Origin of the sequence: Carboxylicivirga marina, from assembly GCF_016612505.1 — a bacterium.
In the GTDB taxonomy this organism is placed as follows: domain Bacteria; phylum Bacteroidota; class Bacteroidia; order Bacteroidales; family Marinilabiliaceae; genus Carboxylicivirga; species Carboxylicivirga marina.
Window position 1 is genome coordinate 16,661 of sequence record NZ_JAENRR010000035.1, and the last position, 23,716, is coordinate 40,376.

The 23,716-nt window shown below is 37.0% G+C and carries 20 protein-coding genes; 13 read left to right on the top strand and 7 right to left on the bottom strand.

Features of this window, described 5'->3' with window-relative positions; all coding sequences use genetic code 11:
• Positions 1–47: 47 nt before the first annotated feature.
• Positions 48–2,030 (top strand): glucosamine-6-phosphate deaminase, encoded by a 1,983-nt coding sequence (locus tag JIV24_RS14205; RefSeq protein WP_200465720.1) that lies wholly within the window; start codon positions 48–50, stop codon positions 2,028–2,030.
• A 231-nt stretch (positions 2,031–2,261) separates the two neighbouring features.
• Here JIV24_RS14205 and JIV24_RS14210 read toward each other — a convergent pair whose 3' ends face one another.
• From JIV24_RS14210 to murB, 6 genes are all read right to left on the bottom strand, one after another.
• Positions 2,262–2,417 (bottom strand): hypothetical protein, encoded by a 156-nt coding sequence (locus tag JIV24_RS14210; RefSeq protein ID WP_200465721.1) that lies wholly within the window; start codon positions 2,415–2,417, stop codon positions 2,262–2,264.
• 116 nt (positions 2,418–2,533) lie between these two features.
• A complete protein-coding gene (locus JIV24_RS14215) occupies positions 2,534–3,730 on the bottom strand; it encodes an FprA family A-type flavoprotein (RefSeq protein WP_200465722.1) in 1,197 nt (398 codons plus the stop codon).
• Between the two features lie 173 nt (positions 3,731–3,903).
• Complete coding sequence (locus JIV24_RS14220; RefSeq protein WP_200465723.1) at positions 3,904–4,350, bottom strand: SPOR domain-containing protein; 447 nt, start codon at positions 4,348–4,350, stop codon at positions 3,904–3,906.
• Between the two features lie 20 nt (positions 4,351–4,370).
• Complete coding sequence (locus tag JIV24_RS14225; RefSeq protein WP_200465724.1) at positions 4,371–5,003, bottom strand: hypothetical protein; 633 nt, start codon at positions 5,001–5,003, stop codon at positions 4,371–4,373.
• A gap of 106 nt (positions 5,004–5,109) precedes the next feature.
• Entirely contained in the window at positions 5,110–6,177 is a 1,068-nt protein-coding gene (mltG, locus tag JIV24_RS14230; RefSeq protein ID WP_200465725.1) for an endolytic transglycosylase MltG, read from the bottom strand.
• Between the two features lie 37 nt (positions 6,178–6,214).
• On the bottom strand, positions 6,215–7,228 hold the full coding sequence (gene murB, locus JIV24_RS14235) for a UDP-N-acetylmuramate dehydrogenase (protein WP_200465726.1): 1,014 nt from the start codon (positions 7,226–7,228) through the stop codon (positions 6,215–6,217).
• 250 nt (positions 7,229–7,478) lie between these two features.
• Between murB and JIV24_RS14240 the strand changes: the two genes are divergently transcribed.
• The 8 genes from JIV24_RS14240 to JIV24_RS14275 all read left to right on the top strand — a co-directional run bounded on the left by JIV24_RS14240 (position 7,479) and on the right by JIV24_RS14275 (position 16,273).
• Positions 7,479–7,985: a hypothetical protein gene (locus JIV24_RS14240; protein ID WP_200465727.1), complete on the top strand. Its 507-nt coding sequence runs from the start codon at positions 7,479–7,481 to the stop codon at positions 7,983–7,985.
• A 107-nt stretch (positions 7,986–8,092) separates the two neighbouring features.
• Positions 8,093–9,007: a 1,4-dihydroxy-2-naphthoate polyprenyltransferase gene (locus JIV24_RS14245; RefSeq protein ID WP_200465728.1), complete on the top strand. Its 915-nt coding sequence runs from the start codon at positions 8,093–8,095 to the stop codon at positions 9,005–9,007.
• Positions 9,000–10,046, top strand: a complete 1,047-nt coding sequence (locus tag JIV24_RS14250; RefSeq protein ID WP_200465729.1) for an o-succinylbenzoate synthase — start codon at positions 9,000–9,002, stop codon at positions 10,044–10,046. The genes JIV24_RS14245 and JIV24_RS14250 overlap by 8 nt, the downstream gene beginning before the upstream one ends.
• Positions 10,047–10,048: 2 nt before the next feature.
• The gene (locus JIV24_RS14255) at positions 10,049–11,122 is read left to right on the top strand and encodes an AMP-binding protein (RefSeq protein ID WP_200465730.1); all 1,074 of its coding nucleotides are present in this window, start codon (positions 10,049–10,051) and stop codon (positions 11,120–11,122) included.
• Positions 11,123–11,179: 57 nt separating this feature from the next.
• Positions 11,180–12,940 carry a DUF4091 domain-containing protein gene (locus tag JIV24_RS14260; RefSeq protein ID WP_200465731.1) on the top strand — a complete coding sequence of 587 codons (1,761 nt, stop codon included), beginning with the start codon at positions 11,180–11,182 and terminating at the stop codon, positions 12,938–12,940.
• Between the two features lie 213 nt (positions 12,941–13,153).
• The gene (locus JIV24_RS14265; protein WP_200465732.1) at positions 13,154–14,338 is read left to right on the top strand and encodes a C1 family peptidase; all 1,185 of its coding nucleotides are present in this window, start codon (positions 13,154–13,156) and stop codon (positions 14,336–14,338) included.
• Positions 14,339–14,410: 72 nt separating this feature from the next.
• Entirely contained in the window at positions 14,411–14,995 is a 585-nt protein-coding gene (locus tag JIV24_RS14270) for a cysteine hydrolase family protein (RefSeq protein WP_200465733.1), read from the top strand.
• Positions 14,996–15,544: 549 nt separating this feature from the next.
• The gene (locus JIV24_RS14275; RefSeq protein ID WP_200465734.1) at positions 15,545–16,273 is read left to right on the top strand and encodes a hypothetical protein; all 729 of its coding nucleotides are present in this window, start codon (positions 15,545–15,547) and stop codon (positions 16,271–16,273) included.
• Positions 16,274–16,349: 76 nt separating this feature from the next.
• Here the strand turns inward: JIV24_RS14275 and pheT are convergent, their stop codons facing one another.
• Positions 16,350–18,803 (bottom strand): phenylalanine--tRNA ligase subunit beta, encoded by a 2,454-nt coding sequence (gene pheT / locus JIV24_RS14280; RefSeq protein WP_200465735.1) that lies wholly within the window; start codon positions 18,801–18,803, stop codon positions 16,350–16,352.
• A gap of 236 nt (positions 18,804–19,039) precedes the next feature.
• Between pheT and surE the strand changes: the two genes are divergently transcribed.
• The 4 genes from surE to gldG all read left to right on the top strand — a co-directional run bounded on the left by surE (position 19,040) and on the right by gldG (position 23,715).
• On the top strand, positions 19,040–19,822 hold the full coding sequence (gene surE / locus JIV24_RS14285; RefSeq protein WP_200465736.1) for a 5'/3'-nucleotidase SurE: 783 nt from the start codon (positions 19,040–19,042) through the stop codon (positions 19,820–19,822).
• 298 nt (positions 19,823–20,120) lie between these two features.
• The gene (gene lpxB, locus JIV24_RS14290) at positions 20,121–21,260 is read left to right on the top strand and encodes a lipid-A-disaccharide synthase (RefSeq protein WP_200465737.1); all 1,140 of its coding nucleotides are present in this window, start codon (positions 20,121–20,123) and stop codon (positions 21,258–21,260) included.
• Positions 21,261–21,271: 11 nt separating this feature from the next.
• Positions 21,272–22,003 (top strand): gliding motility-associated ABC transporter permease subunit GldF, encoded by a 732-nt coding sequence (gene gldF / locus JIV24_RS14295; RefSeq protein WP_200465738.1) that lies wholly within the window; start codon positions 21,272–21,274, stop codon positions 22,001–22,003.
• 17 nt (positions 22,004–22,020) lie between these two features.
• Positions 22,021–23,715 carry a gliding motility-associated ABC transporter substrate-binding protein GldG gene (gene gldG, locus JIV24_RS14300; protein WP_200465739.1) on the top strand — a complete coding sequence of 565 codons (1,695 nt, stop codon included), beginning with the start codon at positions 22,021–22,023 and terminating at the stop codon, positions 23,713–23,715.
• Position 23,716 lies beyond the last annotated feature (1 nt).

The following is a 23,716-nucleotide window of genomic DNA, read 5'->3' on the forward strand; positions in this document are numbered from 1 at the left end:
TAAATTTGCATCTATCTAAAACCACAAAACTTCAATTTAGAGTAATTATGATAGAAAAATTCAATCAGAAAATTTCTCCAGCAGGGAAATTCAAGAATGAAGGTTATCACGATGATCCTTATTTAAGAGCTTTAATAACAAAGCACGAAAAAATCTCCACAAAAATTTATGGTTCTTCAACCGAAGGCTCCAAAGCCGTAGCTTCTGAGATTGCTTCAATTATTAAAATAAAGGAACTAGAAGGAGGGAAATGTGTATTAGGATTGGCAGTTGGCTCTGCACCTAGCGAAGTATACTCTGAATTGGTTCGATTGCATAGAGAGGATGACTTAAGTTTTAAAAATGTCATTGTTTTTAATGTAATGGAGTATTATCCAATCACACCAGAAGCATTACAAAGCTTTAACCGAAATATTCGTGAGAAGTTTTTCAACCATATTGATATTCCCGAAGAGAATATTAATTATCTGGATAGTTCTATTCCACAGGAAAAAATTTATGAATTCTGCCATTCATTTGAAGAAAAAATTCAGCGTGTAGGTGGTATTGATATGCAAATATTAGGCATTGGCCGCACTGGTCACATCGGGTTAAATGAACCTGGTTCATCAGGTAACTCACTTACGCGTATTGTGTCTTTAGATAACATTACACGTACCGAAGCGGCATCTGACTTTTTTGGAATGGACAATGCCCCACGCAAAGCTATCACCATGGGTGTTAAAACCATTTTGAATGCTAAGCGAGTGCGTGTATTGGCTTGGGGTGAGGGAAAAGCCGCCATTCTGAAAAAAACAATCGAAGGAAACATTACCGAAGAAATACCAGCATCATTTTTACAAAAGCATGAGAATTGTAAATTGATAGTTGACGAGGCGGCAGCAGCCGATTTAATTCGTGTACAAACGCCTTGGTTAATAGATAGTGTTGAGTGGGATGACCGTTTGATTAAAAAGGCTGTTTTGTGGTTATGTCAAAAGGTTAAAAAGCCAATTTTAAAACTGACTGATAGAGATTACAACGATAATGGTATGGGTGATATTTTGGCCGAAAGAGGTTCGGCATATCAAACCAATATCCGCATATTTAATGAATTACAGCACACCATTACCGGTTGGCCGGGAGGTAAGCCAAATGCCGATGATACCAATCGACCGGAGCGTAAAGCGCCAGCAAAAAAACGTGTCATTATTTTCAGTCCGCATCCCGATGATGATGTGATTTCAATGGGAGGTACAATGTTACGTTTGGTTGATCAGGGACATGAAGTGCATGTTGCTTATCAGGTATCAGGAAGTATTGCTGTATCTGACGATGATGTGTTGCGATACCTTGATTTTATTGGCGACTATACCGATGGATTAACCGAGGATGCTAAAAAGATTCAGGACGAACACAATAAGATTCGTAAGTTTTTGGCCAATAAAAAAGCCGATCAGATTGACTTGCCTGAGGTACGTCGAATCAAAGGTTTGATTAGGGTAGGAGAGGCCAAGGCAGGATGCCGTTATGCCAATGTGAAAGATGAGAACGTTCATTTCTTAAACTTACCATTTTATGAGTCGGGGAGTGTTGAAAAGCACCCTATGGGCAAGGCTGATGTGAAAATTGTTGCCGATCTTATTAAAGAAGTTCAGCCACATCAGATTTTTGCTGCAGGTGATTTATCTGATCCACATGGTACACACCGTGTTTGTCTGGATGCGATCTTCCAGGCGGTTGATCTCTTGAAAAAAGAAGAATGGATGAAGGACTGCTGGGTGTGGTTATATCGCGGTGCTTGGCATGAGTGGGAAATCCATAACATTGAAATGGCAGTACCTATTAGTCCTGATGAGCTGATGCGCAAGCGTAACGCTATCTTTAAGCATCAATCGCAGAAAGATGGAGCGATGTTCTTAGGGGGTGATAATCGTGAATTCTGGCAACGTGCCGAAGATCGTAATCGGGGAACTGCAAATTTATACAACGAGCTGGGTATGGCTGAGTATGAGGCCTTTGAAGCGTTTGTTCGTTACGAGTTTTTATAAGAATTCTTTCAATAGATACAAGCCCGGAGCTGATTTGCTGCGGGCTTTCTGCATTTAGTACCTTTGAAATTTGTCAACACTTAGTCAGTACATATTATTTATGTACTAGATGATAACTTCTATCAGTCAGCGGAGGATTTCCACCATTCAGCGGAGAGTTTCTTTCTGTCAGCGGAGCTTTTGCAGCAGTCAGCGGACAATTGTTACTAGTCAGCGGAAGATTTCCTTCAGTCAGCGGGAGATTTCCCAATCCGGAAAACGTCCGCTTAGTGCTGGAAAACATCCGCTTAGTGCCGGAGAATGTCCGCTTATCTCTGGAAATATTCCGCTATGTAATGGAAAACATCCGCTTAGTGATGACCAAACACGGCCTTGCCTTAATTTCATTAAATGGAAAGTGAATATGATATCTGCTCAGCCAGAAGTGTATAAGTGTGAAAAAAAACAGATAAAAAAAGAGCAACCATTGCTGATTGCTCTTTAAAATATATTGCTGTTGTTGATTATCTGTCTGCTTTAAGCTTCTCGGCCATAGCTACACCCAATTGCCAGCAAGCTTCGTACTTGTCTTCTTTAAGTGCATGTTTCTCCTCAACGGCATCGGCCACTTCTTCCCATTTTAGGCTTTCACCAATTTCGCGCAGTTTCTTAACCGATGCGCCAGCCCAGGTAAATGAACCAAGTACACCAAAATAGTGGTTAACAACGCCCATGTGCTGTAGCTTCGACGCTAAAGCCTCCATGTTAGGATGTAATTCGTTACTGTAGGTTGGGCTTCCTAAGATAATGCCTTTGTATTTGAATACATCAGAGATAATGTATGACGGATGTGTTTTACTAACATCATAAACACGTACATTTTTAATGCCGCTCTCAGTGATTGCACGAGCAGTAACTTCGGCCATTTCCTCGGTATTACCATACATTGATGCATAGGCCACAACCACGCCTTCTTCACCTTCATATTTGCTCCACTGATCGTACATTTCAATCATTCGGGCAATGTTTTCGCGGTAAATTGGACCATGCGAAGGTGCTACCATTTTAATGTCTAATCCGCCTAGCTTCTGAAGCGCTTTTTGTACAGGATTACCATACTTACCAACGATATTAGAATAGTAACGACGCATTTCGTCAAGATAATGATCGAAATCTAATTCATCATCAAAAATACCGCCATCTAAAGTGCCAAAACTTCCGAAGGCATCTGATGAGAAAAGAATTTTATTGGTCTCTTCCATACATACCATTGACTCTGGCCAGTGTACCATAGGCACCGTGTAGAAGCTTAGTTTGTTTTTACCCAAATCTATAGAGTCACCTTCTTTAACAAGCTCAAAATTGCCTGAAATACCATAGTATCCTTCAATCATTGGAATGGTTTTTTTGTTTCCAACAATCTTCATATCAGGATACAGTTCAGTTAAAATACGAATGGCACCAGAATGATCGGGCTCCATGTGATTCACCACCAGGTAATCAACATTACGGCCGTTTAATATGGCTCTAACTTTTGCCAGCCATTTTTCAAAATGACCTGCCTCCACAGTGTCAACTATTGCAACTTTTTCGTCGGCAATAACATATGAGTTATACGAAACACCACGGTCGAGTGGCCACATATTCTCAAATAAACTAGTGCGACGATCATTCACACCTACGTAAAAAATATCTTCAGCAAGATTTACCGGTCTGTACATTTCTGTCTGGTTTATATTTTAATGTAATTTATTTCGGTATTTGAATGCGCAAAAATAGGAAAAAGTTAGTGAGTTGAAAGAATAAATATCATGATATGTGACCATTAATACACATTAAGGCGATAAAAAAGCCGGAACAAATTGAACCGGCTTTCATATAGATGAGGTGATTATCATGCTTTTCTGATAAGTAACCATACATCGTGGTACTTCTCAAACTTTTGTCGTATTGAATTGATATTATCACGAGCAGATATTTCTTCGTGATAGGCAGAAACGGATACGCGGTAAAGTCCATCTTCATTTTCGAGCAAGACCGGTAAAAATCCTTCTTCAACCAATTGCTTTTTATAGTTCTGAGCATTATCTAACACGCGAAACGAACCTATAATAACGTAATATTTGAAAACTTCGGCAGTTTTGTTATCAACAACTGTTACCTTTTCTTCTTTAACTACAATCTTCTCTTCTTTTACTTCCTTTTTAACCACAGGTGTTGTGTCGTCTTCAACATAGGGGCTTTCGCTATCGTCAAAGCTCGACGAACCGCCATTAAGTGAGGCGCATGAAACAATGGAAAAGGCTAGTACGGCTAATGTTAAGGTTTTAAATAATTGCATATGCTTACTTTTAAATAGTATTATCGATTGCCAAAACTGATGGCTTCGTAAAATTGTTTTCGCTTGCGAAAATAATTCCAATTTTCATCTGTTGCTACTTCTTCGAGATAATCTTCGAAAATATTGCTGAAAATATTTGAAAAGGTAAAATGTTCTGAATTCAGATATTCGCGTGAATGAATGTCTTTAATACGTTTAATGTACTTGTTAATGATTTTCTCCTTATCGATATTGGCTTTGTATTCTTTGGTTTCAATGCCTTTATCTAAATTATTCGAAAGATGATTTTCTATCAGCTCAAATTTTATGTCCTGACAACTTTGATATAACTCTGGATTTAAATCACGAATAAAAACATATTTAGCAGGTGATAATTGCTCAAAGCGCTCATATATTTCTTGTCCGCTTATCACCATGCTATCAATGGCATTCTCACCTTCGTATTTTTCGAAGTTTAGCACGTTTTTTAATTCTGTGCTTTTTAAATCAAGAATACACTGTAATAATTCATCGGGGGTTGATGCCCACTTCGTGATGTCATTTAGCTGACAGTCCAATGCCTCACAAATTTCAAGTAAGTTGATTTTTTTAACCTTCTTGCTTTGCAGATAATCCCTTATTTGTAACAGTAATCTCTTTTTTTCTTGATTCATAGCCTTCGTATTTAAATAAGAAAAAGCAACTACGGTTTCAAAATAATCATTTTTGATAGAAAAACAGGTATTCAACCCTATTCTCTTTCTAAGTACAATCTAATGTTTAGCGATATATCCGGTTTGAATTTAATGCTCTTTGAAATTTAGCAGCATTAACATTGTGTTGTTTTAGCGTTTTTGCAAAGTTATGATAGCCTGAAAAATCTTCTTTTGCACACATGTATAAATAACTGTGTTTGCTATAATTTAATACCGCATCAATACCCGATACAGAAGGAACACGAATTGGTCCCGGAGGTAATCCGGCATGCATGTAGGTGTTGTAAGGTGAATCTGTTTTTAAATCTTTAGTTAATACACGTTGAATGCTAAAATCACCAATGGCATATTTTACCGTTGGGTCGGCCTGTAGGCGAATGTTTTTATTCAAGCGATTAATATATAAGCCGGCCACCTTTGGTTTTTCATCGGACTTGATGGTTTCTTCATCAACAATCGCAGCCAATGTGCTCACTTCAACCGGAGTGAGTCCTGCTTTTTTTGCTTTCTCTTTTCGCGCTGAAGTCCAGAATTTATTATATTCCTTGTGCATGCGTTGGATAAAGCTTTCGGGACTTGTATTCCACCACAACTCATAGGTGTTGGGGATGAAAAGAGCAGGTGATGTTGCTTTCGTAAAACCAAGTTTTTTGAAGATATCAATATTATTGAGCGCTTTTAAAAGTTCAATACTATCGCATTCGAGGTAATCACTTACTTCACCAGCCAATTCGGGCATGGTACGAATATTATTAAATGTGACTTTAATCGCCGTTTGGTTTCCCGAACGTAAAGTATTAACAAGATCATTATTGGTCCAGCCATCCTTTAGTTTATAACGTCCGGGCTTTACTTTGCTGTAATTCTTTTTCTCTGCCACCCACTTAAAGCCATCAGTGTCTTTTAGGTATCCACCATCTTCCAGTGCAACACAAACATCTTCAAAATCGGCTCCGGAATGAATGTATAAAAACTCTTTACCTTCTGTGGTAACCACATTAGGGGCATAAATACGATCATAGAAAGACTTGCCTACAAATATTGTCACTGCTATTACTAGTAATGCTAAGTATATGAGACGTGTGAATAGTTTATTGGGTTTCTTGCTTTTGCTTCGTTGTTTAATTGACATGATTTCAGATTAAGGTTTTCAATTGAAACAGATATAATTAGATGATGTTTACTTCGGGTTCAATCGTGATGTTAAATTGATTATTCACATCTTTAATTATTTGATGTGCCAGCTTAAGTATATCATTGCCTGTGGCGTTTCCTTTATTAATCAGTACGAGCGCTTGTTTGCTATGAACTGCTGCATCTCCTATCGCTTTACCTTTCCAGCCGCTTTGTTCAATTAACCAACCAGCTGGCACCTTCACCAACTGTTCGCTAATGGGGTAGCTTGGTATAGTTGGGTATTGTCCTTTAATTTCCTGGAATAATTCTATACCAATGACTGGATTCTTGAAAAATGATCCAGCGTTGCCCATTTCTTCGGGTTCTGGTAATTTGCTTTTACGGATGTTGGTAATAGTTTGCCGTACACTTCTCAATGTAACTTTACCAAAGCTCTCAACTTGTTCTTTTACATCGCCATAATTTAGTTTGTAGCTTTCTTGTTTGTTGAGTTTAAAAACTACCGAACTAATGATTGTTTTATTTTTCAACTCTGATTTAAAGATGCTCTGACGATAGGCAAAACGGCACTCATTATTACTTAGTTCAAAAGCTTCAGTACTATCTATGTAAAACCCATTGACAGATTCAATGCAGTCTTTAGCTTCAACACCATAAGCTCCGATGTTTTGCACCGGTGAAGCACCTACGTTTCCGGGTATGTATGAAAGGTTTTCTAAGCCATACCAGTTATTGTTTACGCAATGTTCGACCAAATCATCCCAAACAACACCTGCGCCAACTTCGAGCCAGACGTTTGAATCATCCTGTTTGAGCAATGTGATATCTGTAATTTGAGGATGAATAATTATTCCTTCAAAATCTTTACAAAACAATATGTTGCTACCACCACCAAGAATCAGATATGGCTGAGGGTTATTTTTTAAATATTTTAGTGTACTTTTTATGTCGTCAATAGAGTTACAGGTAATGAACTCATCTGCTTTAGCTTCTATGCCAAAGGTATTGTATGTGCGTAAATTGACTTTATCTGTAGTTTGAATCATTCCTTTATCATTGAATATGCAAAGATAAAAGAATCTTATATACATGGCTTCTTAGACTCATTGTACATTATAATGAGCTTTGTCCATTTTGCTAATAAAAAGGTAAATGACACAAGACATTTAAAGTACTTATAAGGGTGAAATGCCTTAATTAGGTGCATTTTAAATAATTACTTTCTTTCACATCTTTTTTAATTCGTTTATAGATTGTGGTATGCCAATTGATTATAGACTTATAAAAGAATAGGTTATGATGGCGAATGATGTGTGGGAATTAATGATTAATACCTTTGAGTATGAACGAAGGCGATGTAAAAAAGAGTTTGATGAAATATGCGAACGTTCGTCTTATCAGTTGATTGAGTTGCGTAATAATCAACAGCTTCAAGGTTTTATCGGCTATTGGGATTTTAGCAAGTGGATAGCCATTGAGCACTTGGCGGTGCAATCTGGAGAGAATAAGTCGGTTATTATACCTGCATTGCTTAATATGTTGCTTAGCGCTAAGTCCGATGGTTCAATAATTATTTCTGAAATAGATATTGTGCATGATATATCCACCAATAGCGATAAGTTATTGTTTAACAAGTTAGGTTTTGTTGAAAACCCATATGTATATATTCAACCATCGTACCATAAAGGATGTGCTTCTTTTCCACAGAAAATATTGAGTTATCCGAGTGCCATTAATTATGAATCATTTAAAGAACTTAGATCGATTCTTTATCGATTTGTATATGGTAAAAAAGCTTGCTAAAAAAGTTGTTTGAGAAACTTCACTTTTTGGCTTTGAAAAGCGGGTTATACCATCATTAGGTGCCTATTTATTAATTCAATTATATACTTTTGTGATAAAATGACTTTATGACAAGAGTAAAAGCATGGGTTAATGCATTTCGACTGCGCACTTTGCCATTGGCACTTTCATCTGTGTTTATGGGTAGTTTTATGGCAGCTAAGGCTGGGGCATTCGATACCAAAGTTTTTGCATTAGCAGTTACTACTACCATATTTTTGCAAATATTATCCAACCTGGCCAATGATTATGGCGATACGGCCAATGGTGCAGATCATGAAAAACGTGAAGGACCGAAACGGATGGTTCAAACGGGCGATATAACTGCCCAGAATATGCGAATTGCCATTGTTATTTGCTCCCTTTTGTCTTTTGTTAGCGGTATTAGTTTAATATTTATAGCCTTTGGAACAGCTAAAGCGTATGTTAGTTTTCTCTTTTTACTTATTGGATTAGGGGCTATTGCTGCTGCCATGAAATACACTATGGGTAAAAATCCATATGGTTACAATGGTCTTGGTGATATATTCGTATTAATCTTTTTTGGTTTGGTAGGAGTTGCTGGTACTTATTACCTGTTTACGAGTAATATCTCATTGGAAGTTCTATTGCCAGCTTTATCAGTTGGCTTTTTAAGTTCAGGAGTCCTTAACTTAAACAATATGCGTGATGAGAAAAGCGACAAAGTAGCAAACAAGAATACCTTAGTTGTTAAAATGGGACTAAAATGGGCAAAGAAATATCATTTTGTACTAGTTCTTGGAGCTCTATTACTCGCAATTGTTTATCTACTAATGACTGAAATTGGAGTGCCTTCATTTATACTAGCTCTTAGCTTACCACTGTTTGTTCGTCATTTAATAGTTGTGGATAAGGCAAGAGTGGCAAACGACTTTGATCCCGAGCTTAAAAAACTCGCATTATCAACTTTATTGTTCGTCGTTTTGTTTGGTGTTGCATTAATACTTCCAATGTATGTTTAAAGCCCAATATGTTAGGAGAGATTTTATCTTCAAAGAAGCTGGCGGAACCTCACGTGGAGTTCTGCGTACTAAGCCTAGTTGGTTGATAAAAATAAGTAGCGAAAATGGCGATGTTGGTATAGGTGAATGTTCTATTATTCCTGGTTTAAGCATTGAAGATTCGCCACTTTTAGAGAAGAAAATTGAAGAAGTATGTACTGATATAGAACAGTATGCAAATGATTATCAAACATCACTTGTGGATTATCCAGCATTACGGTTTGCTTTGGAAACTGCATTTACCGGTCTTGCGAACGGCTCGACTTATACTTTGTTCGATAGTGATTTCGTTAACCTTTCAAAACCAATTACCATTAATGGCTTAATCTGGATGGGAGAACAAGCTGAGATGTTAAAACGAATTGAAGAAAAGTTATCGAAAGGGTTTAAGTGCCTTAAGTTAAAGGTGGGTGCAATAGATTTTAATAAAGAATTAGAATTATTATCTACCATTCGAAAGAATTACTCAGCCAAAGAGCTTGAATTACGGGTTGATGCTAATGGTGCATTTTCATTTTCTAGCGCTATGGATAAGCTAAGTGCACTGGCCAAGTACGATATCCATTCAATTGAACAACCCATCGCAGCTGGTCAATATGAGGCGATGTATCATCTTTGTCAGCAATCTCCAATAGCCGTGGCATTAGATGAAGAATTAATAGGAATTAAGCATTGTGATGAAAAAAGAAGATTGTTGGAGACCATTCAACCTCAATACATTATTTTAAAGCCAAGTTTAATTGGAGGGTTTAAATCAAGCAATGAGTGGATCGAATTAGCAGAGCAATTGAATGTTGGTTGGTGGGCCACATCTGCCTTAGAATCAAATATTGGACTAAATGCTATTGCGCAATGGGTTTACACTAAAAACAATTCATTGAGACAAGGTTTAGGAACAGGACAGGTATTTACAAATAATATAAAATCACCCCTTTATCTCGATGGAGATCAACTCTATTATGGAGAAGAAAATTGTTGGGAGAATCCATTTAGTAATTAAACATGGTAAAGCAATCATTATATAAATTGTACACATCAATTAAGATTGATGGTATTGTATATGATGGAAATGAAGCTATTCAGTCATATTGCGATGAATTGATTTCTACCGGGGACGAAGAAAAAAGGGCCATTGCCAACTTTTTGAAACAGTGGTTTAGCGAAGTAGAATATATCACTTTAAAAACATCGGGAAGTACTGGGAAACCTAAAGACATCACGGTGAAAAAAGAAGCTATGGTCGCTTCTGCAAGACGAACAGTCTCTTTTTTAAAGCTGAAAGAAGGAAGTTCGGCACTCCTATGTTTATCTGCCAATTATATTGCTGGCAAGATGATGATTGTAAGAGCTTTGGTTGGTAAACTAAATCTGCTAATATCCAATGTGTCTTCAAATCCTTTGAGCGAAATAGCTGGGCATATAGATTTTGCTGCCATGGTACCTCTGCAGGTGACAACTTGTTTGCACGATAATCCTGATGTTTTAAATAAAATAAAAACACTGATAATAGGTGGAGGACGTGTTAATCCTCAATTGAGTGATCAGTTATCAGTGCTTGAGTGTAAAACATGGGAAACCTATGGAATGACTGAAACCGTTTCGCATATTGCAATGCGCCAAATCAACAGCAGACAAAAGTGTTTTCAACTGTTACCTGGGATTAATGTTGTAAGCGATGAACGTTCATGCTTAGTTGTTGAACCTTCTGAGGTTAATGAAAGCCAGGTTGTTACTAATGATGTTGTTGAAATGTGTTCGCCTAGCAGCTTTCTGATTAAAGGCCGATTTGATAATATTATAAACACAGGAGGAATTAAAGTTATTGCTGAAGAAATTGAAGCAAAGCTTTCTAAGCTGGATATGCCTTTTGCTATCTCATATCGCGAAGATCTGGCTTTAGGTCAAAGGATTGTATTAGTGTTGCAATCGAGTTCATCCATTTCTATTGATGAAATTGATTGTTCATATTTGTCTAAATTTGAACGGCCAAAAGAAGTGGTGTGTATTAAAGAACTTCCTAAAACGGCGAATGGTAAAATTCAACGAAAGAAATTAAGAGAACTAATAACGAAGTAGTACTAAACCAGGGAGCAATATGCTATATTTGCTTCACGTTTTTGATATTATACTAAAATGAAATTTTACAGCATAGCTTATCTGATGTTAGTAATAGTGATATTAACATCATGCTACAATCAGCGCGAAAATATTAATTATACTACCTTCTCGGAGCCTCAAAATCCGGAGCAGGCTAATAGTGGGGCCTGGGAAGCCACTGGGCGAGGTTTGCATTTGTCGTTTGGTTCTAAGGATGTTAAATATCGCAAAGCTGAAGTTCCAATGGTCTCTGTCAATAAAGACCAGGAATTCATTGCCTGGAAAGGAGAGCGGTTATCGTTTCAAGCTGTCTTATGGAGCTCATTTGATGTTAAACAGGTGGAGTGCGAGTGGAGTCATTTAGTTTCTCAGAATGGCGATACAATAAAGAAACATTTGATTGAAACGAATTTTGTGCGATACATCATGAGTGATGATGGCTATGTTAATGATGAGTCGGATAATATGGCCTGGCGCGATTCGTGTTTAATGCCAGATATGTTAGACAACTTGCCATGTATTGATATGGAAGCCCAGACTGTTAGACCACTATGGGTGACCGTTTTGGTACCTGAAGATGCAAAGGAGGGCACGTATCGTGCTTCACTAAAAGTTTTTTCAAAAGACAATCCTCCACAGGAATTAAGAGTCAGATTAAAAGTCGTAGACCGCACGCTGCCACGGCCTGAATATTGGCGTTTTCAAACAAATATGAGCATAAATCCTGTATCGATCGCCATGTGGCATAATGTGCCTTTATGGTCTGAAAAGCATCATGAAATAGCGCGACACTACATTGAGCTGATGAAGCTTTCGGGGCAAACAGTAGTTAACGTTTCTATCTTTAACCAATATAATAACTCAAATCAGGATGCCATGATTCGTTGGACAAAAACTAAGAATGGCCAAATGAAGGCTGATTTCTCTCGTTTTGACGAATGGATTAAAGCGTTTGATGATGAGGGTATTAATGGGCAGATAGATTGTTTTGCTTTTGATCCGCAAGGTAAGAATGAATTAAGCTACTATGATGAAAAGAGTAGGGAGCTACAAGTTAAACTACTAAATGCATATGACGACAAGGAGTTGTTGATACGGTGTTATACACAGGTAGTTCAACATTTAAGAAGTGCAGAGCTTTTTGAAAAATCTGTATTTGTAATAGGTGGTGGAGAGTCAGAGGTAGTTAAGCATTTAAAACAAGTTATTTATCAGGTTGATGCTGAGCAAAAGTTGGAGCTTCTAGCTCAGGAGTGGAGTTCAGGCTTGATGGAAAATGTGTTTGCTGCGAATGTGCCATCACAATTTAGTAATCTTAAAGAATGGTTTAAAATGCGCCATCAGCAAGGTTTGGAAACTTCCTTTCAGGTTGAAGCTAAAGATCTTTACCCTAACCTATGTCTGTCATCACCATCGGCTGAAGCTAGCTGGTTAGGTTGGTATGCCTTGTCTCAAGGAATTGATGGTATCCATATTGAGAATTATAACAATTGGGGCGATAAGCCTTTAACCGAAGCTCGTCTTAAAAATAAGAGTTCAGGAAGTAATTTCTTGATATACCCTCAGGCTCGTAGTTCAATAAGGTATGAGCGTTTAATTGAAGGAATTCAGGATTTTGAGAAATTATTAGTGCTTAAAGAATCATTACAAACAAAAGGGGATGAGTTGAGCCGTATGGATATAGCGTTAATTGATGAAGTATTAAGTGATTTCGTTATTGACCGAATTCCTCGTGAAAGTGCTGCTCAGATGGTGAATAATGGTCAGAAACTGATAAATGAGATAGTTCTTAAATAAGAAATGTACCTGTTTTATAGTATTGTGTATAGCTAGAACTTCCTTTAAGGGCAGTTTATGAATAATATCATTTAACAAGTCGGGCAACTTTTATTTATTTGTAAAATATAGAAAGTACTTAAGTTATTTGCTAACAAATCAATGAGTCAGGTTCGAAGTAAAATGACTTTAGTGAGTCGAAGATTACAAAATATCAAATCAAATAAGAGACATATGAAATTATTATCAACACTTCTATTGAGCGTTTTTTGCATCAGCATGATTGCCCAGGAAGAGAAAGAAGGTTATCAGTTTGAGACCATTTATGATCTTGAAGCTACCAGTGTAAAAGATCAACATCGTTCAGGTACATGTTGGAGTTTTTCAGCATTAGGATTCTTTGAGTCAGAAATGATTCGTATTGGAAAAGAACCAAAGAATCTATCAGAAATGTATGTAGTGCGTCATTGTTATGCAGATAAAGCAGAGAAGTATGTTCGTTTACATGGTTCATTAAACTTTGGTCCGGGTGGTGCTTTTCATGATGCTGTATACGTTATGAAGAAGTACGGTATGGTACCAGAAGAAGTATATGCAGGACTTGAGTATGGCGAAGATGCACATGTTCATGGTGAAATGGATGCAGTTTTAAAAAACTATGTTGACGCTGTTATCAAAAACAAAAACAAAAAATTATCTCCATCTTGGAAAAAAGGATTTGATGGTGTTTTAGATGCCTATTTAGGTGAGGAGCCGGCATCATTTGAGGTGGATGGAAAGACCTATACACCGCAGACATACATGAAAGAAAAGGTAGGTTTGGATATGGATGATTACATTCAAGTGTCATCATATACACATCATCCAATATATGGTACATTTATTATTGAGGTGCCTGATAATTGGTTATGGGGCGAGGTTTACAATGTAACGCTTGATGATTTAATGACTGTTTTTGAACATTCATTGGAAAACGGTTACACTATTGGCTGGGCTGCTGATGTTAGTGAAAAAGGATTCTCGCATACCAACGGTGTAGCTATTGTACCAGAAAGTGATGTGGCTGAAATGTCTGGTTCTGAGCGTTCGCGTTGGGAGAGCATGACTCGCGCTGATCGTAATAAAATGCTTTACAGCTTCGATAAACCTGTTAAGGAAAAGGAGATAACTGCTGAAATGCGTCAGGAAGCCTATGATAATTACCAAACAACTGACGACCATGGTATGCAAATCACCGGCATGGTAAAGGACCAAAATGGAAAAAAATATTTCAAGGTTAAAAATTCGTGGAATACGAATAACAAATATGATGGATATTTCTATGCTTCAGAGGCATTTGTTAAGTATAAAACAATGTCAATCATGATTAACAAAAATGCTTTGACTAAAGACTTGAAAAAGAAACTGGGTATCAAATAGCATTTTAGATATAAAATTGAAAGGGTGGCAGTTGTCACCCTTTTTTTATTTCTTTGAGTGAAACTAATTGTCATGATGAAGCAGATTTTATTAATTGTAATGTGCCTGATTGCTTTTACTGTCCCACAAAAGGCTCAAAATTCTAAAGGATTATTATTGATCGACATTCAGGAGTTTTACTTTCCTGGTGGGGCTGTTGAACTTGTTGGAGCAGAGCAAGCATCCGCAAAGGCGGCCTCAATATTGGATTACTTCCGTGAAAACGATTTATTGGTCATTCATGTCGTTCACAAGGTTAAATCAGGTGGTGAAATACACCATTTACTAAAACCGCTAGATTCGGAAAAGGTAATTACAAAAACAGATGTTAATGCTTTTAATGGTACCGATTTAAAAGAGTGTATAGATAAAGCTGGCATTGAGGAACTTGTAATTATTGGTATGCAAACACACATGTGCCTGGAGGCAGCCGTTCGTGCTGCTGCTGATTTAGGATATAAAGTGACAGTTGTTGATAGTGCTTGTGCTACAAGGGATTTAGAGTACGATGGTGTCGTAATACCTGCTTTACAAGTGCATGCTTCAACTTTATCAACGCTTAAGAGTTATGCCGAGATAATATCTTTTGAAGTTTTCAGAGAAAAATTTTTGAATTAATTAAAAAAGCTTCATATTTGTGAATGTTAAAATGTGTGAATATTCAATAAAGGGAAAGCACACTATGATATAGAATTACAAAATCGCGTTAAAAAAGTTTAAAAGATTGCTTTTAGAGTAATTATGTCAGAACTTTATATATGCGAATTGAGTATAAAGATTTATGAAGCTTTCTTCATAAGTTAGGGTTAAGGTTAGGTTGAAGAAGGAATGTTTGAAAAGTCAAGCATTCCTCTTTTTTTTGCCCTGATTTAAACTATTTGTGACTAAGCGTGTTATAATTATAGTTAAGATTTTTTTTCATAGATTTGGATTTAGAGTTAAGGTTAGAAAGAGAGGAGTTGCTGTGCAGCTCCTTTTTGATTATCAACATGCTCTATTATAGATATTAAAAGTGAAATCGTCGAATTATTTATTGTTTGATGATAATACCTGTTAAATGTTAAAAACTAACATTCTTAGTATATAAAAGTTATAGTTTTTTGTAAGTTGACTTTTTTTTTCATGTGAATTGATATATTTGTAGCCGGGAACTATAATATTATACTAATGAATTGGGGAAAGTTATTGAAAAAGAGGGCTGCTCTGGCATTCTTTTGTTTAGTTACACTATATCCATTTACTGGATTGGATGCGATTGGTATTGATTCTGAGGATGTAACTGTTATATCAGAAATTAATTGCCAGAATCTAAAAGCTAGTCAATGTAAAACCGTATTTGAAATCAAAGCACAGTATAGTGGGGTTATTACAATTGTTGGTGATTATCTATCTGACAATATAGGCTTAGTGACTGTGTTTACGAATGATTATAAGGAGATTGTGACTCAAAATTTGCATGAGTTAAATAATAATATTTCTTTTTTGTCTCAAAAAGGTAAGACTTATAATATTGTTTGGCAATTGAAGGGTGAGGTTCAGGAAGTTAAATGGAGTATAAATGAAATCGAACAACCTGGGATTAGTTACATAAATGCAATAGAGGTTAGTGCAGCTAAAATGCAAACAAGCCATGTTGGAAGTATGGATCAATGGTTTGTTTATGAAGCTGAAGAGTCAGGTGAGATACAAATTGGTAGTTTTGGTCATACCAACGAAAATACTTGTTTGTTTGTATATGATGGCACGGGTGAGGTTGTAATTGCATCAAGTAATTATTACAATGGGACTTTGCAATCGCAAGCAACTCTTAATGTGATAAAGGGGGAAAGGTATTTTATAAAGTGGTCTAGCGCATTTTCAACAGGTAGTTATTCCTGGGAAATTGCTTCGTTGTAATTGTAACAAATTTTTTTATATATAAATGGGCTACCTTAATCAGATAGCCCATTTTTTATTGGAAGTTGTATCGAAATTATTTTCTAATGATGGCGTTAAGTTCTCTTTCGTAGTTGCTCATCATTTTATTCATAATCTTATCAATTTGCTTGTCATTAAGCGTTTTTGTTTCATCCTGAAGAATAAAACTAACGGCGTATGATTTTTTTCCTGCTCCTAGTTTTTCTCCTTCAAACACATCAAATAATGAAACGCGCTTAAGCAATTTCTTCTCAGTTTTATGGGCAATTTGTTTTACCTGTTCAAACTTCACATCTTGATTGATAACTAAAGCCAGATCTCGTTTTACTTCAGGGAACTTAGAGATTTCAGTAAAAGTCACTTCTTTTTTGCCACTCTTTTTAAGAATGATGTCCCATTTAATTTCAGCAAAGTACACCGGGGTGTCAATATCAAATGCTTTGAGCAGCTTCCCATCAACCAAACCAAAGTCGATAACGGATTTATCACCTTGCACTAAACTTAATCCTTCAGCAAAAAGGTCCGATTTGGTTTCTTCTTCTTTAAAATCATTGAAAGACAAACCTAAACGAAGTAGTATGTTTTCCAATTGATTCTTCAAGTCATAAAAGCTAATTTTTTGCTCAGGAGTATTCCAGCTTAAAGTGGCTTTATTGCCGACCATGAAAAGAGACAGCTTCTGTTCCTCGTTATAATTGTTGAGGTCGCTTTTGTCGCCGCCAGCATTAAAATGATAGCTATTACCGAATTCAAAAAATTTCAAGTCGCTGTTTCGGCGATTGACATTGTGATTAATCGATTCTAAGCCACCAAATAACAATGTTTGACGCATGCCGTTTAAATCGTTGCTCAGTGGATTTGCTAATTCAACTACATCGTGGCGAGGATACGTTTGAGATGTTTCGTAGTAAGTCGCCTTTGTCAACGAGTTACACATGATTTCACTGAAACCCTGTGAAGTCAACTGGTTGGCAATTATGTTTTTTGATTTATGATCGTCCGGTTTTTGAGAGTAAACAATGGTGCTGTTTACTGTAGCTGGCATTTCAATGTTATTGTAACCATAAATGCGCAGGATTTCTTCAATGATATCTGCCTCACGTTGAACATCAACTCTGTAAGGAGGAACAGATAACTTTAGTTCTTCTTCTGTTTCGGCACTTATTACAATATCTAAAGCCTTTAAAATACTTTTAATTGTTTCTTTCGAAAGCTCTTTACCAATTAGACGAATAATGTTGTGGTAAGTAACATCAATTTCAAAGTTTTGAACCTTTTCAGGGTAAATGTCTGTAATCTCACTTGAAATGGTTCCACCAGCTACTTCTTTAATTAAAAGAGCCGCACGCTTTAATGCATAAACGGTCATGTTAGGATCAACACCACGTTCAAAACGGAAACTTGCATCGGTGCTTAATGTATGGCGTTTGGCTGTTTTACGAACCCATACCGGATTAAAATAAGCACTTTCAAGGAATACTTTAGTAGTTGTTTCACTTACACCACTTCTTATTCCACCGAAAACACCCGCAATACACATTCCTGTTTGTGAATTGCAAATCATCAAGTCATTATCTGATAATTCACGTTTCACTTCATCAAGTGTTTCAAACTCGGTTCCGTCATCAAGTGTTTTAACAATGACTTCATCACCTGTAATTTCATTACCATCAAAAGCATGTAGAGGTTGTCCGAGTTCGTGTAATACGAAATTAGTAACGTCGACAACATTATTAATAGGGTTTAAGCCAATTGCTTTTAAACGGTTTTGTAACCACTCCGGCGATTCTTTAATTGTTACATCACTTATCGTAACACCACAATAACGTGGGCAAGCTTCAGTATTTTCGACAGAAACTTTAACCGGATACATCGTGTTTTCAACTTTAAAATCATCAACTGAAGGTAACGTTAATTCCACATTGTCCTGATGTTGCTTCAAATATGCAGCAAGATCGCGAGCAACGCCATAATGTGACGAACCATCTACTCGGTTAGGAGTAAGATCAATCTCAATGGCAATGTCATTTTCGATCTTAAAATAATCTTTGGCTAATGTTCCGACGGTAACATCTGTTGGAAGCACCATAATGCCATCATGACTATTGCCAAGTCCAATTTCATCTTCGGCGCAAATCATTCCCATTGATTGCTCACCTCTGATTTTAGATTTCTTTATGGTAAAGCTTTCATCGCCACTATACAATATTGTGCCTACGGTAGCAACAACAACTTTTTGACCAGCTGCAACATTAGGTGCACCACAAACAATTGGTAACGGTTCTTCACCACCTATATTGACAGTTGTCACACTTAATTTATCAGCATTAGCATGCTTTTCACAAGTTAAAACCTCACCAATCACCAGGCCTTCTAGTCCACCTTTAATTGATTGTATTTCTTCCATGCCACCAACTTCTAGTCCGATGTCGGTCAGTATTTCTGATACTTTTGCTGGTTCTAAATCAATGTTAAGATAGTTTTTAAGCCAGTTGTATGAAATATTCATTCGTCTAAAATCATTATAAGTTGAACATCAATTTGATGCGATATCAATCGCATACCATCTTTCAAAAAGAGCAAACAAAAGTAGTTAATTAGATTTCGAATAACGAAAAAAATGAACTTTGATTTCAGTAATATCTTAGCTTTAAGTACAAAGTAACTATTTGTGGTAATATTAAAATTGTGGTTTTGTCGCTTAGGATGTGAATACATATCTTTGAACTTAATATGGATTCGAAAATGAAAAAAGAAAACAATTCAAGGCCTTTAATTCTGGTGACGAATGATGATGGTATTAAAGCAGGAGGATTAGAGTTTTTGGTGAAGGTTTTAAAGCAGTTTGGAGATGTGGTGATAGTGGCGCCTAACGAATCATACTCTGGTATGTCGCATGCCATTACTGTAAAAACACCATTGTATGCTAAATTGGTAAAAGAAAAGGGGGGGGTGAAGCTTTATAAGGTAACTGGCACTCCGGTTGACTGCGTGAAATTGGCTATTAATGTATTGTTAGATCGTAAGCCAGACCTATTGGTTTCAGGAATCAATCACGGAACCAACTCCAGTATTAGCTTGCATTATTCAGGTACTGTTGGTGCGGCACGCGAAGGTGCGCTTAACCAAATACCTTCCATTGGATTTTCCTTGTTAAACTATCGACATGATGCCGATTTTACAGAGGCAAGCCGAATCGCGGAACATGTTGTTAAGGTGGTTATCAACGATAAATTGCCGTCTGGTACATTTTTAAATGTAAATATTCCGGATTGTGATCCTGTAAAAGGAGCACGTGTAGCCCGCCAAAGCAAGGGTAAATGGGTAGAAGAATTTGTTGAGAGAGAGGATCCTCGCGGCCGAAAATATTACTGGTTAACAGGTCATTTCGAAAATATGGAAACAGAAGCAAAAGATACCGATGAGTATTACCTCAATAAAGGTTATGCAGCCATTGTGCCTTGCCAATTGGATGCTACAAATTTTAATCTTTTGCCTTATATGAAAGAACAAAATTATGAATTGTAAATGCAATAAGCTCTATATAGGGCTGTTAATTGGGTTGGTTTTACCAATCATTATGTCTTTTGTCCTTTTTTATTTTTTATATAAAGGTGATTTGGAATACTGGCCATTTGTTATGCAGATGATTAATATGGGTAGTATTGGCAAGTTATTAAGTATTAGTGTGCTGCCTAATTTAATAGTTTTTTTAATTGCCATTAATAAGGAGCGCCTGTTGGCAGCCCGAGGGCTGGTGACTTCGACGATATTATATGCATTGGTAGTGATTGCATTTCGTTTTCTAATTTGATAAAGAACAATTATGCGTTATTATATAATTGCTGGTGAGGCTTCGGGCGATCTACACGCTTCCAACCTGATGAAGGCTTTTAAAGAACAGGATACTGAAGCTGAATTTCGTTATTGGGGCGGTGATTTAATGAAGGAGCAGGGAGGAACCTTGGTCCGTCATTATAAAGATACTGCTGTAATGGGGCTTTGGGATGTTTTAATGAATTTAAATTCAATTAAAAAAAACTTTAAGCTTTGTGAAGATGACCTATTAGCTTACAAGCCCGATGTTTTGGTTTTGGTAGATTATGCAGGGTTTAATCTGCGGATGGCCAAGTTTGCTCACGAGCATAATATCTTGGTTTACTATTATATCTCACCAAAGATATGGGCCTGGAATCAGAAGCGTGTAAAGAAAATTAAAGCCACAGTTGATCGGATGTTTACCATCTTGCCTTTCGAAACGAAGTTTTTCGAAGAGCATGGCGTTGAAGTTCAATACAGCGGTAATCCTGTTTTAGATGCCATTGATAATCGCAATCATAAAGATGAGTCCTTTAAAGATTTTGTCGAACGAAATCAACTTGATGGGAGACCCAAAGTGGCTTTGTTAGCAGGAAGTCGAAAGGGGGAAATATCGCATAACCTTCCTGATATGCTTGAAATGGTTGATAGGTATCCTGATTATCAATTTGTGATTGCAGGGGCACCTTCATTTACGATAGATGAATATAAGCCATATATAAAAGAGAAAAATGTAGCTGTTGTTTCGGGCCAAACCTATGAGCTGCTCCAGCAATCACGTGCTGCTTTAGTAACGTCTGGTACCGCCACTTTAGAAACTGCCTTGTTAAACTGTCCACAGGTAGTGTGTTATAAAATGTGGGGAGGTGCTTTTACTGATTTTATTGCTAAGAAAATCATTATTAAGGTGCCGTATATTTCATTGGTTAACCTGGTACTTGATAAAGAAGCTGTTTTGGAGTTATTTCAAAAGGATTTTACAATTGATAAACTAGACGCTGAGTTGAGCCAGATAATTGAGGATGGAGAGCGAAGAAGTGAAATGCTTTCAGATTATGAAGAACTACATAAGCGAATGGGAGGTGCTGGGTCAAGTGCTCGCACGGCAAAGCTAATGTTGGATTCTTTAAAAAATGATATGAAATAAATTAAGTAATTATGGTCGCTATCTTTAAGCGTGAATTAGCTTCATTTTTTAGTTCGATAACCGGGGCATTGGTTGTTTCGGTTTTTCTATTGCTTACCGGCTTGTTTTTGTGGGTGGTGCCCAATGATTTGAATATTTTATATGGAGGTTATGCCACCTTGGAATCGCTTTTTTACATTGCCCCTTGGGTGTATTTATTTCTTGTGCCTGCTGTTACTATGCGTTTATTTGCCGATGAAAAGCGATTAGGAACGCTTGATGTTCTATTAACACGCCCCGTTTCAGAACTACAAATCATTACCGGTAAATTCCTAGCTGGTTTGGCGGTCGTACTAATTAGTTTGTTGCCAACGCTTATTTATGTGTACAGTGTTTATCAGCTTGGCAATCCAGTTGGTAATCTCGATATGGGCGGAACATGGGGGTCTTATTTAGGGTTGTTATTCTTATCGGCCGTCTATGTTGCTATTGGTGTTTTTACTTCATCGCTTACTGATAATCAAATTGTAGCTTTTGTATTGGCTGTTTTGGTATCGTTTATGTTCTTTGCCGGATTTGATTCAATTGCTGAAATTCCTGGTTTGGGAGCATTTCGTGAGAGTATCACCTATATTGGTATTGATAGTCATTACCGCTCATTAAGTCGTGGTGTAATAGATTCACGAGATATTATTCATTTGTCTTCATTGGTGTTTTTCTTTTTGTTTCTTACAAAGCTTGTCTTGCAACGCAATAAACGATAATTATCAGTCAGAATATCATGAGTATAGGTTTAAAACATTCCAATAAAATTATAAAACTGGCAGTTGTAATTCTCGGATTAATAGCTCTTGCCTGGTTGAGTCAAAGAGTCTTTTTTCGCGTTGATTTAACGAGCGAGAAGAGATATACACTAACCACTACCTCACGTGAATTTATGAATGACTTGTCGTCAGAGCTGTATGTGAAAGTTTATTTAGAAGGAGAGCTGAATAGCGGTTTTAGGCGATTGTCAAATGCTTCGCGAGAGATGCTTGAGGAATTCAAGAGCGAAGCCGGGCGATCGATGCATTTTGAGTTTGTAAATTTTGAGGAGCAATCATCAGAAGACAAAAAAAGCTTAATTGAAGAGTTAGCTGAGTTTGGTTTTGAACCACAAAGTGTTTTTGAGAATGCTGAAGATGGGCTACAGATTCAATCATATGTTTTTCCATACGCTCTAGTGTACTACAAAGAACGGATAGTTGGGGTGAATTTACTGGATAATTTACCTTCGCGAAGTGGTGCCGAAAACCTGAATACATCCATCGAAAGTTTGGAGTATAAATTTACAAGTGCTTTTCGTAAGCTAATCTCAGAAGAAAAAAGCAAAATCGCGTTTTTGGAAGGACATGGTGAGCTAGATGAATTGGATGTGATTGAAGCAACAGATGCTTTGTCAGCCTATTACCAGGTTGATAGGGGGCAGATTGGGAATGATGCATCTGTTTTGAATGCTTATAAAGCCATTATTATAGCTAAACCTTCAAAGCCATTTTCTGAAAAGGATAAATTTGTTTTGGATCAATATTTAATGAATGGCGGTCGCTTATTGTACCTGATTGATGCTGTTAATGTGACCTTAGATAGTTTACGTCAATCGCCGCAAACATTGGGTTTGTACAATGACGTCAACCTGGATGATCAACTTTTCAGGTATGGTGTGCGTGTTAATCCGGTATTAATTGAAGATATTCAGGCCGGACGTATTTTAATGAATGCCAATCCGCAGGGGCAAACACAGTTGGTGCCAGTTCCTTGGTTGTATAGTCCACTTTTGGGAGCTTCTCAGAATCATCCGATTACACGAAATATTAATTTGGTGCGAGGTGGCTTTGCCGGAACCATCGATACGGTTGGCAATAATTTAAATATTTCACGTCATATATTATTGCGCTCGTCACAATACACAAAGCTTAACAAAACGCCTGTGTTTATAAGTATGGCCGACGTTAATAAGCAGCCAAAACAACAAGAGTTTAATGCGCCTTATCAAACAGTCGCAGTTGTTCAGGAAGGTAAGTTTCCTTCTGTTTTTAAGAACAGGAATATTCCTGAAGGACTGTCAGGTGTAGGTGATATTAGAACTGAAAGTCGTGTGACGCGAATGATGGTGGTAGCTGATGGTGACATTATTCGTAATGATGTACGCTTTAAACAAAGTAATCCTAAAATTGAACGCTTAGGCTACGATGAGGGTTCGGGGCAAATGTTTGGTAACAAGGATTTTATTGTTAATGCCGTTAATTATTTATGTGATGAAGATGGTTGGATGCAACTACGAGGGCGTCATTTAACACTGCGCCTGCTCGATAAACAAAAACTTTCTGAAGGTACATCCTGGTTAAAATGGCTAAATGTTGTTTTGCCAATACTACTCGTGTGTTTAGGGAGTGTCTTATTCATTTATATTCGATACCGAAGATTTGGGAAATAGC

Coding starts and splice junctions, on each gene's coding strand:
- JIV24_RS14265 (WP_200465732.1), top strand. CDS start 13,154: ATGAAATTATTATCAACACTTCTATTGAGCGTTTTTTGCATCAGCATG.
- JIV24_RS14255 (WP_200465730.1), top strand. CDS start 10,049: ATGGTAAAGCAATCATTATATAAATTGTACACATCAATTAAGATTGAT.
- lpxB (WP_200465737.1), top strand. CDS start 20,121: ATGCGTTATTATATAATTGCTGGTGAGGCTTCGGGCGATCTACACGCT.
- JIV24_RS14225 (WP_200465724.1), bottom strand. CDS start 5,003: ATGAATCAAGAAAAAAAGAGATTACTGTTACAAATAAGGGATTATCTG.
- JIV24_RS14240 (WP_200465727.1), top strand. CDS start 7,479: ATGATGGCGAATGATGTGTGGGAATTAATGATTAATACCTTTGAGTAT.
- JIV24_RS14220 (WP_200465723.1), bottom strand. CDS start 4,350: ATGCAATTATTTAAAACCTTAACATTAGCCGTACTAGCCTTTTCCATT.
- JIV24_RS14275 (WP_200465734.1), top strand. CDS start 15,545: ATGAATTGGGGAAAGTTATTGAAAAAGAGGGCTGCTCTGGCATTCTTT.
- JIV24_RS14245 (WP_200465728.1), top strand. CDS start 8,093: ATGACAAGAGTAAAAGCATGGGTTAATGCATTTCGACTGCGCACTTTG.
- JIV24_RS14210 (WP_200465721.1), bottom strand. CDS start 2,417: ATGAAATTAAGGCAAGGCCGTGTTTGGTCATCACTAAGCGGATGTTTT.
- gldF (WP_200465738.1), top strand. CDS start 21,272: ATGGTCGCTATCTTTAAGCGTGAATTAGCTTCATTTTTTAGTTCGATA.
- mltG (WP_200465725.1), bottom strand. CDS start 6,177: ATGTCAATTAAACAACGAAGCAAAAGCAAGAAACCCAATAAACTATTC.
- JIV24_RS14215 (WP_200465722.1), bottom strand. CDS start 3,730: ATGTACAGACCGGTAAATCTTGCTGAAGATATTTTTTACGTAGGTGTG.
- gldG (WP_200465739.1), top strand. CDS start 22,021: ATGAGTATAGGTTTAAAACATTCCAATAAAATTATAAAACTGGCAGTT.
- pheT (WP_200465735.1), bottom strand. CDS start 18,803: ATGAATATTTCATACAACTGGCTTAAAAACTATCTTAACATTGATTTA.
- JIV24_RS14270 (WP_200465733.1), top strand. CDS start 14,411: ATGATGAAGCAGATTTTATTAATTGTAATGTGCCTGATTGCTTTTACT.
- surE (WP_200465736.1), top strand. CDS start 19,040: ATGAAAAAAGAAAACAATTCAAGGCCTTTAATTCTGGTGACGAATGAT.
- JIV24_RS14260 (WP_200465731.1), top strand. CDS start 11,180: ATGAAATTTTACAGCATAGCTTATCTGATGTTAGTAATAGTGATATTA.
- murB (WP_200465726.1), bottom strand. CDS start 7,228: ATGATTCAAACTACAGATAAAGTCAATTTACGCACATACAATACCTTT.
- JIV24_RS14250 (WP_200465729.1), top strand. CDS start 9,000: ATGTTTAAAGCCCAATATGTTAGGAGAGATTTTATCTTCAAAGAAGCT.
- JIV24_RS14205 (WP_200465720.1), top strand. CDS start 48: ATGATAGAAAAATTCAATCAGAAAATTTCTCCAGCAGGGAAATTCAAG.